Annotated in this window: 9 protein-coding genes and 2 tRNA genes; all 11 read left to right on the forward strand. The window is 31.9% G+C overall.

Annotation, left to right across the window (positions count from 1 at the left end; all coding sequences use genetic code 11):
• Nucleotides 1–31: 31 nt before the first annotated feature.
• The 11 genes from alr (at nt 32) to LQ611_RS11160 (ending at nt 7723) form a co-directional block, all read left to right on the forward strand.
• A complete protein-coding gene (gene alr / locus LQ611_RS11110; protein WP_107573085.1) occupies nt 32–1180 on the forward strand; it encodes an alanine racemase in 1149 nt (382 codons plus the stop codon).
• A gap of 84 nt (nt 1181–1264) precedes the next feature.
• Nucleotides 1265–1432 carry a type II toxin-antitoxin system antitoxin MazE gene (gene mazE, locus LQ611_RS11115; protein ID WP_025904510.1) on the forward strand — a complete coding sequence of 56 codons (168 nt, stop codon included), beginning with the start codon at nt 1265–1267 and terminating at the stop codon, nt 1430–1432.
• Nucleotides 1433–1804: a type II toxin-antitoxin system PemK/MazF family toxin gene (locus tag LQ611_RS11120; RefSeq protein ID WP_025904511.1), complete on the forward strand. Its 372-nt coding sequence runs from the start codon at nt 1433–1435 to the stop codon at nt 1802–1804.
• A 96-nt stretch (nt 1805–1900) separates the two neighbouring features.
• A complete protein-coding gene (locus LQ611_RS11125; protein ID WP_239709574.1) occupies nt 1901–2911 on the forward strand; it encodes a SpoIIE family protein phosphatase in 1011 nt (336 codons plus the stop codon).
• 104 nt (nt 2912–3015) lie between these two features.
• Nucleotides 3016–3339 carry an anti-sigma factor antagonist gene (locus LQ611_RS11130; RefSeq protein WP_025904513.1) on the forward strand — a complete coding sequence of 108 codons (324 nt, stop codon included), beginning with the start codon at nt 3016–3018 and terminating at the stop codon, nt 3337–3339.
• 4 nt (nt 3340–3343) lie between these two features.
• Nucleotides 3344–3820, forward strand: coding sequence for an anti-sigma B factor RsbW (rsbW, locus tag LQ611_RS11135; RefSeq protein WP_025904514.1), 477 nt, complete (start codon nt 3344–3346; stop codon nt 3818–3820).
• Nucleotides 3795–4565 carry an RNA polymerase sigma factor SigB gene (gene sigB / locus LQ611_RS11140; protein ID WP_025904515.1) on the forward strand — a complete coding sequence of 257 codons (771 nt, stop codon included), beginning with the start codon at nt 3795–3797 and terminating at the stop codon, nt 4563–4565. Before rsbW ends, sigB begins: the two co-directional genes overlap by 26 nt.
• Before the next feature lie 119 nt (nt 4566–4684).
• A complete protein-coding gene (locus LQ611_RS11145; RefSeq protein ID WP_107565856.1) occupies nt 4685–6838 on the forward strand; it encodes a Tex family protein in 2154 nt (717 codons plus the stop codon).
• The gene (locus LQ611_RS11150) at nt 6828–7274 is read left to right on the forward strand and encodes a SprT family protein (RefSeq protein ID WP_107565857.1); all 447 of its coding nucleotides are present in this window, start codon (nt 6828–6830) and stop codon (nt 7272–7274) included. Before LQ611_RS11145 ends, LQ611_RS11150 begins: the two co-directional genes overlap by 11 nt.
• Before the next feature lie 266 nt (nt 7275–7540).
• Nucleotides 7541–7626: transfer RNA gene (locus tag LQ611_RS11155), tRNA-Leu, on the forward strand.
• Nucleotides 7627–7649: 23 nt separating this feature from the next.
• Nucleotides 7650–7723, forward strand: a tRNA-Gly gene (locus tag LQ611_RS11160).
• Nucleotides 7724–7825 lie beyond the last annotated feature (102 nt).

Here is a 7825-nt window from a genome sequence, read left to right on the forward strand (position 1 = left end):
TACAAATATTATAAGAGGAGGTGCCTTGCTGTTGTCCGAAAAATATTATAGGCCAACTTATATCAACGTCGATTTAAAGGCAATACTAGAAAATTATCAAGCAGTAGGAAGACTTCATCCAAATAAGAAGATTATGGCAGTCGTTAAGGCAAATGGATACGGATTAGGAAGTGTACCAATTGCGACTTACTTAATGAATGAAGGTGTAGACTTCTTTGCAGTTGCGACATTAGATGAAGCAATTGAATTAAGAATGCATGGTATTAAAGCTAAAATATTAGTACTCGGCGTTATTAATACTAAAGATATTAATAAAGCTGTTCAACATAGAGTTGCATTAACCGTTCCGTCAGAACAATGGTTAGATGATGCAATAGAATCAATAGATGATGATTCTGATAAACCTTTATGGATGCACGTAAAAATAGATACAGGCATGGGTAGAATTGGATTAAAAGATATTGAAACTTACCAACATGTCGTTCACAAAATAGAACAGCATGAACGCCTTATATTTGAAGGTGTATATACGCACTTTGCTTCTGCAGACGAACCAAATGATTTTTCTAAAAAGCAATATGAATTATTTGAAGAATTTGTAGAGTCTTCTCAAACACCTGAATATATACATGCTCAAAATTCAGCAGGTGCTTTAAGATATGATGCATCTATTTGTACAGCTGTTAGATTTGGTATTTCATTATATGGATATTATCCATCAAAATATATTCAAGAAATTTCTAATTTAAAATTAAAGCCTTCTGCGCAATTAGTAACAGAAGTTGTTCAAACTAAATATTTAGAACCTGGAGAAACAGTGAGTTATGGTGCAACATTTACTGCTGGTGAACGTATTAAAGTGGCCACATTACCAATAGGTTATGCAGATGGTTACTTAAGAAAGATGCAAGACACACTCGTGAATGTAAATGGTGTGAATTGTCCCGTCATAGGTAGAGTATGTATGGATCAAACGATGATTAAAGTGCCAGATGATGTTCAAACAGGTGATAAAGTCATTCTCATGGATAATGATGTTGATTCAGAACAATCAGCAGAAAAGATTGCTGAAGCGCAAGATACCATTAATTATGAAGTACTTTGTAACTTGAAAAAGAGATTACCACGTATTTATCATGACGATGAAAATGTTGAAATTACGAACGAATTATTAAAATAGCATAGTCAAATAGAGTTACATTTGTTATGATATTAATAACTTAATCAACAAAATTTACATTTATTTTATCTGGAGGTATTTGTTATGACATCTTTAACGCAAAATCGTACACAAAGTTTAGAACAAACACTGAAAGAAGGCTACCGTTCAATGGCCGATTTAAATCTCTCCCTTGCATCTGAAGCATACTATTGTGAATGTGAAGCTTGTGATTCAAATGAATCGCATATAGCCTCTCAGCAAGGTGAATAAATGAGAAGAGGAGATGTATATCTCGCAGATCTTTCACCAGTTACAGGTTCTGAACAAGGGGGAACAAGACCAGTCGTTATTATCCAGAATGATACAGGTAATCGATACAGCCCGACTGTGATTGTTGCAGCAATTACTGGTAAGATAAATAAAGCCAAAATTCCCACTCATGTAGAAATTGAGGCAGCGAAATATAAACTAGACAGAGATTCCGTAATTTTGCTTGAACAAATCAGAACTATTGATAAAAAACGCTTAAAAGAAAAATTAACATATTTATCTGATGCAAAGATGAAAGAGGTTGATACTGCAATTGCCATCAGCCTCAATCTTACTTTGCAACAAAAATTTGATACATTAGGTAATACATAATGAAATTGTTTTAAAAGAATCAATATTACTTTAAAACGTCTTCCGCTTTAGGATTAACCTAAAGCTTTTTTAGTATATTTGAAACGAGGTGACTTCGTGTCAGAACAAAAGAAACAACAGTATCTTCAATTATTACTTGATTATGTTCAAACAAATGATGACGCAATTTTATCATCTTGCCAAACATTTTCAACTGAAGCCATTGAAGATAATGTTTCACCAGAGGAGATAGTACAATTACATGTAAATATTATGGAACAGGAACAGGAACAAGAACTGACTAAAGAACAAATCATTCGTTCATTTGATGTTCTTTTAGAAGTCATGATAGGCTATGGCTTTACATACCGTGATTATAAGAAGTTATTAAATAAGATTAAAATTCATGATAAAGAAATGGAAGTTGCGTCTAGTTTGCAACAAACGATGCTAAAGCCTCAAATCCCTCAATTTGATAGTATTCAAATTGGGGCAATTTCCGTTCCAGCACAAAAAGTTAGTGGAGATTATTTTAATTTAATTGATCACAATGACGGAACAATGAGTTTTGCAGTAGCAGATGTTATCGGTAAAGGTATACCGGCAGCATTAGCGATGAGTATGATTAAATTTGGCATGGATTCTTACGGTCATTCGCAATTACCGAGTGACGGTTTGAAACGTTTGAATCGAGTTGTAGAAAAGAACGTTAATCAAAATATGTTTGTAACAATGTTCTATGGTCTATATGAAGAAATAAATAATATGCTTTATTATAGTTCTGCAGGCCACGAACCAGGGTACATATATAGAAGTCAGACTGGAGAATTTAAAGAAATGTCTGAACGAGGCATTGTACTTGGTGTTAATAAACATACACGTTATAAGCAAAGTGAAATAAAAATAGAATTACAAGATATGATTATCGTGTTTACTGACGGTGTAACAGAACTGCGCAATCAACAAAATGAATTTATCAAAACGACAGATTTATTAAGTATGATTGATGAGTATAAACAACTACATCCGCAAGACATTGTCCAAATCTTATATGAAGAGCTTGTTAAACTACAGAATCCAAATAAAAGAGATGATTTAACGATATTAATTGTTAAAAGAGTTAAATAGTTGTAAGTTAAAAATATTTAAGATGTGTTAAATAAGATTAAACATTTTAAAAACGGGTAAAAATAAATGATGAAAGTCTAATACATTTAGGGGTGTAACAAGGAATGAATCTTAACATTGAAACTACTGAACATGAAAATTACTATGAAATTAAAGTTGGCGGAGAACTGGATGTGTACACTGCGCCTCAACTTCAAGACGTATTACAACCGATTAGACAAAAAGGAACACATGATATACATGTTAATTTGGAGAACGTAAGTTATATGGATTCTACTGGTTTAGGTTTATTTGTTGGCACATTAAAATCACTCAATGAACATGATAAATCACTATATGTGCTTGGTGTATCTGATAGAATTGAGAGATTATTTGATATTACAGGACTTAAAGAATTAATGCATGTCAACAAAGGAACGGAGGTATAATGAGATGACATCTAACTATGATTATATAGAGATGAGATTCCCTGCAGCTCCAGAATATGTTGGACTTGTCAGATTAACATTATCTGGCGTGTTTAATAGAGCTGGTGCTTCATATGAAGATATTGAAGATTCAAAAATTGCAGTGTCAGAAGCGGTAACCAATGCAGTGAAACACGCATATAGTGATAAAGTTGAAGGTGAAATATTAATAGGTTACCTTGTATTTGAAGATAAAATAGAAATCATTGTATCAGATTCAGGTAAAAGCTTTAATTATGAAGAAGCTAAAAAAGTGCTTGGACCATACCAAGAAAGTGATAATATCAATTTCTTGAGACAAGGTGGATTAGGACTATTTCTTATTGAGTCATTAATGGATGAAGTAAGTGTCCAAAAAGATGCTGGTGTTACAATAAGTATGACAAAGTATTTATCTAAAGAGCAGGTGCAAACACATGACGGAAGAGTCCAAAGTTTATAATGAAGTTTCTCCAGAAGACATTAATGCTTGGATAGCAGATTACCAAGAAAATGATAATAGTGAAGCTCAAGAAAAGCTAGTATTACATTATCAGAAATTAGTAGAATCTTTAGCATATAAATATTCTAAAGGTCAAGCACATCATGAAGATCTTGTTCAAGTTGGTATGGTTGGTTTATTAGGTGCTATAAAAAGATTCGATGTTTCATTTGAAAGAAAGTTTGAAGCATTTTTAGTTCCAACTGTAATTGGTGAGATAAAGAGATATTTAAGAGATAAAACTTGGAGTGTACATGTACCTAGACGTATTAAAGAAATTGGCCCTAAAATAAAAAAGGCAAATGAAGAATTGACCAATGAATTAGGAAGGTCACCTAAAATTATTGAAATTGCAAATAGACTAGAAGTAACAGAAGAAGATGTCCTAGAAGCAATGGAAATGGGTCAAAGTTATAATGCCTTAAGTGTTGACCATTCTATCGAAGCGGATAAAGACGGATCGACCGTTACGTTGTTGGATATTATGGGAGAATCAGAAGAAGGTTATGATTTAACTGAAAAAAGAATGATATTAGAAAAAATTCTGCCTATTTTAACGGATAGAGAAAGAGAAATAATTCAATACACCTTTATTTCGGGCTTAAGTCAAAAAGAGACCGGAGAAAAAATAGGTCTCAGTCAAATGCATGTTTCAAGACTTCAAAGAACAGCAATAAAGAAATTAAAAGAAGCTGCAATGAAATAAATAATATATTAGTAGAGCCAGAAACATTTCAAATGTTTCTGGCTTTCTTATTTCAAAATCAAAAATGGTTATATTCTATTTATGTTAAAATAAAATATAACCATTTTTAGGAGGCAATTATGAATCAAGAACTAATAGAAATCATAAAGAAAAATCATCCTTTTACAGAAAAACAAATTAAAACTGTACTAGAATTACTAGAAGATAAGAATACCGTGCCTTTTATAGCAAGATATAGAAAAGAATTAACTGGTGGTCTTGATGAAGTTGAAATTAAACAAATTGAAAATGAATATACATATGCACTTAACTTGCATAATAGAAAAGAAGAAGTCATTAGATTAATTGATGAACAAGGTTTATTAACAGAAGACTTAAAAAATGATATTTTAAAACAAACAAAATTACAAAGAATAGAAGATTTATATCGACCATTTAAGAAAAAGAAAAAAACAAGAGCTACAGAAGCAAAACGAAAAGGTTTAGAACCTTTAGCTAAATGGATACTTGAAGGTACTTCTAATATTGATTTAGTAGAAGAAGCTTCAAAATATATTACTGAAGAAGTTACATCTCATGAAGCTGCCATTAAAGGTGCACAAGATATTATAGCTGAAATGATTTCAGATGAGCCAAAATACCGTAAATACATTTTAAATAGTGTTGAAAGACAAGGTAAATTAGTGACTGAGAAGAAAAAGAAAGCTGAAGATGAGAAAAATATTTTTGAAATGTACTATACATATGAAGAACCAATTAAGAAAATAGTACCTCATAGAGTTCTAGCTATTAACCGTGGAGAATCAGAAGGTATATTGAAAGTAGGATTCGAAATAGATACTGCTTCATTAGAAAGTTATTTAACAACTCAATTTGTGAAAAAAGAACATAAACATATTGAAGTGATTAAAGAAGCCATTCAAGATAGCTTGAAAAGATTAATCTTACCTTCTATTGAAAGAGAGATTAGAAGTGAATTAACACAAAAAGCTGAAGAACATGCAATTGAGATCTTCTCTGAGAATTTAAAAAACCTTTTATTGCAAGCACCATTAAAAGGTAAAAAAATACTAGGACTAGATCCAGCATACAGAACGGGTTGTAAGTTGGCTGTTATTAATGAATATGGCTCATTTGTTGATAAAAATGTGATATATCCTCATCCTCCAGTATCTAAAACTGATCAAGCGGAAAAGATATTTGTAGATATGATCAAGAAACATAATATTGAATTAGTTGCGATTGGTAACGGAACGGCAAGTAGAGAATCAGAACAATTTGTAGCTGAAATGATTAAAAAGCATGACTTACCTTGCCAATTTGTGATCGTTAACGAGGCGGGTGCTTCGGTTTATTCAGCTTCAGATATAGCTAGAGAAGAATTTCCTGATTTTAAAGTTGAAGAGAGAAGTGCTGTATCTATAGGTAGACGTGTACAAGATCCATTAAGTGAACTTGTTAAAATAGATCCTAAATCAATCGGTGTCGGTCAATATCAACATGATGTAAATCAAAAAGCACTAAGTGAAACTTTAAAATTCGTTGTGGAAACTGCCGTTAACCAAGTTGGTGTTGATGTGAACACTGCATCTCCATCGTTACTAAGTTATGTATCTGGTCTTAGCAATACAGTTGCAAATAACATTATTAAATTCAGAGAAGAAAAAGGTGTTATTACACATCATTCAGAAATAGCTAAAGTTCCAAGATTAGGTAATAAAACATTTGAACAAAGTATTGGATTTTTAAGAATACTAGATGGAAGCGAACCACTTGATAAAACCGCTATTCACCCTGAAAGTTATGAAGCGGCTTATGCGTTAATTCAACATGTTGGTTTACAAAAAGAAGATATTGGTTCAGATGTATTAAAAGAAAAACTAAATAAATTAGATATACAAGATACAAGTGAAAATTTAAATATAGGTATACCGACACTTGAAGATATCATTGCTTCTTTAATAGCACCTTTAAGAGATCCACGAGATGAATTCGAAACACCAATTTTAAAGTCAGATGTTCTTTCTATGGAAGACTTGAAACCAAATATGGCTTTAAGTGGTACAGTACGAAATGTAGTAGACTTTGGTGCGTTTGTAGATATAGGTGTAAAACAAGATGGTCTTGTTCATATTTCTAAATTATCTAAAGGATATGTTAAGCATCCTATGAATATTGTAAGTGTAGGAGATATAGTTGATGTTTGGGTATTAGATGTAAACCAAGATAAACAAAAAGTATCATTAACTATGATAGACCCTAATGGACAATAAGACACTTCAAGAACTTGTGTCTAATATATCAATGGAATATTTTAATAAGCCTTTTAAACACAATGCAGTATTTAACAAAAGGTTAAGAACAACTGGTGGAAGGTATCTATTAAAAAGTCATGATATAGAAATTAATCCGAAACAATATGAACATTTTGGTGTTGAAGCACTAATAGATATTATTAAACATGAACTTTGTCATTATCATTTACATATAGAGGGTAAAGGATATCAGCATAAAGACAAAGCTTTTAAAGATTTAAGTAACGAAGTAGGTGCACCACGATTTTGTAAAGCCGTTCAAAGTTATAAAGAACGTGCTAACTATTTATATCAATGTGGGCAATGTAAAACAGAATTCAAACGTATTAAACGTGTTAATACACGTAAATATAGATGTGGACGATGTGGTGGAAAGTTAAAAAATATAACATAAAGAATAATTGGGAAAGTACTACACTAAAAATATGCGAGTGTAGTACTTTTTATTTAAATTTTTAATAAAAAAGCATTGACGAAATAATAGATCCAGCGTATTATAGTTAATGTTGCTTGAACGAAACGTAACAAATAATAAGACAAGTTATTCAATGTAAAATTACATTAAAAAGTTAAACATTTGTATTGACTTTGTAAACTTAATGTAATATACTTAATGACAGTCACTTAAATAACAAATTGATTGAGTACTGCAAACCATGCGCGGTCGTGGCGGAATGGCAGACGCGCTAGGTTGAGGGCCTAGTGGGAGAAATCCCGTGGAGGTTCAAGTCCTCTCGGCCGCACCATTCATCAATTTTAATATAGCTAAGCGGGTGTAGTTTAGTGGTAAAACCTCAGCCTTCCAAGCTGATGTTGTCGGTTCGATTCCGATCACCCGCTCCAAATTATTTTATAATGAACATTGAAAACTGAATGACAATATGTCAACGTTAATTCCAATAATTGAGTACTGAAAGTACTTCAGAGTGATTGGCTTAACCAATC

Origin of the sequence: Mammaliicoccus sp. L-M44 (genome assembly GCF_022386355.1) — a bacterium.
Taxonomy (GTDB): Bacteria; Bacillota; Bacilli; order Staphylococcales; family Staphylococcaceae; genus Mammaliicoccus; species Mammaliicoccus sciuri_A.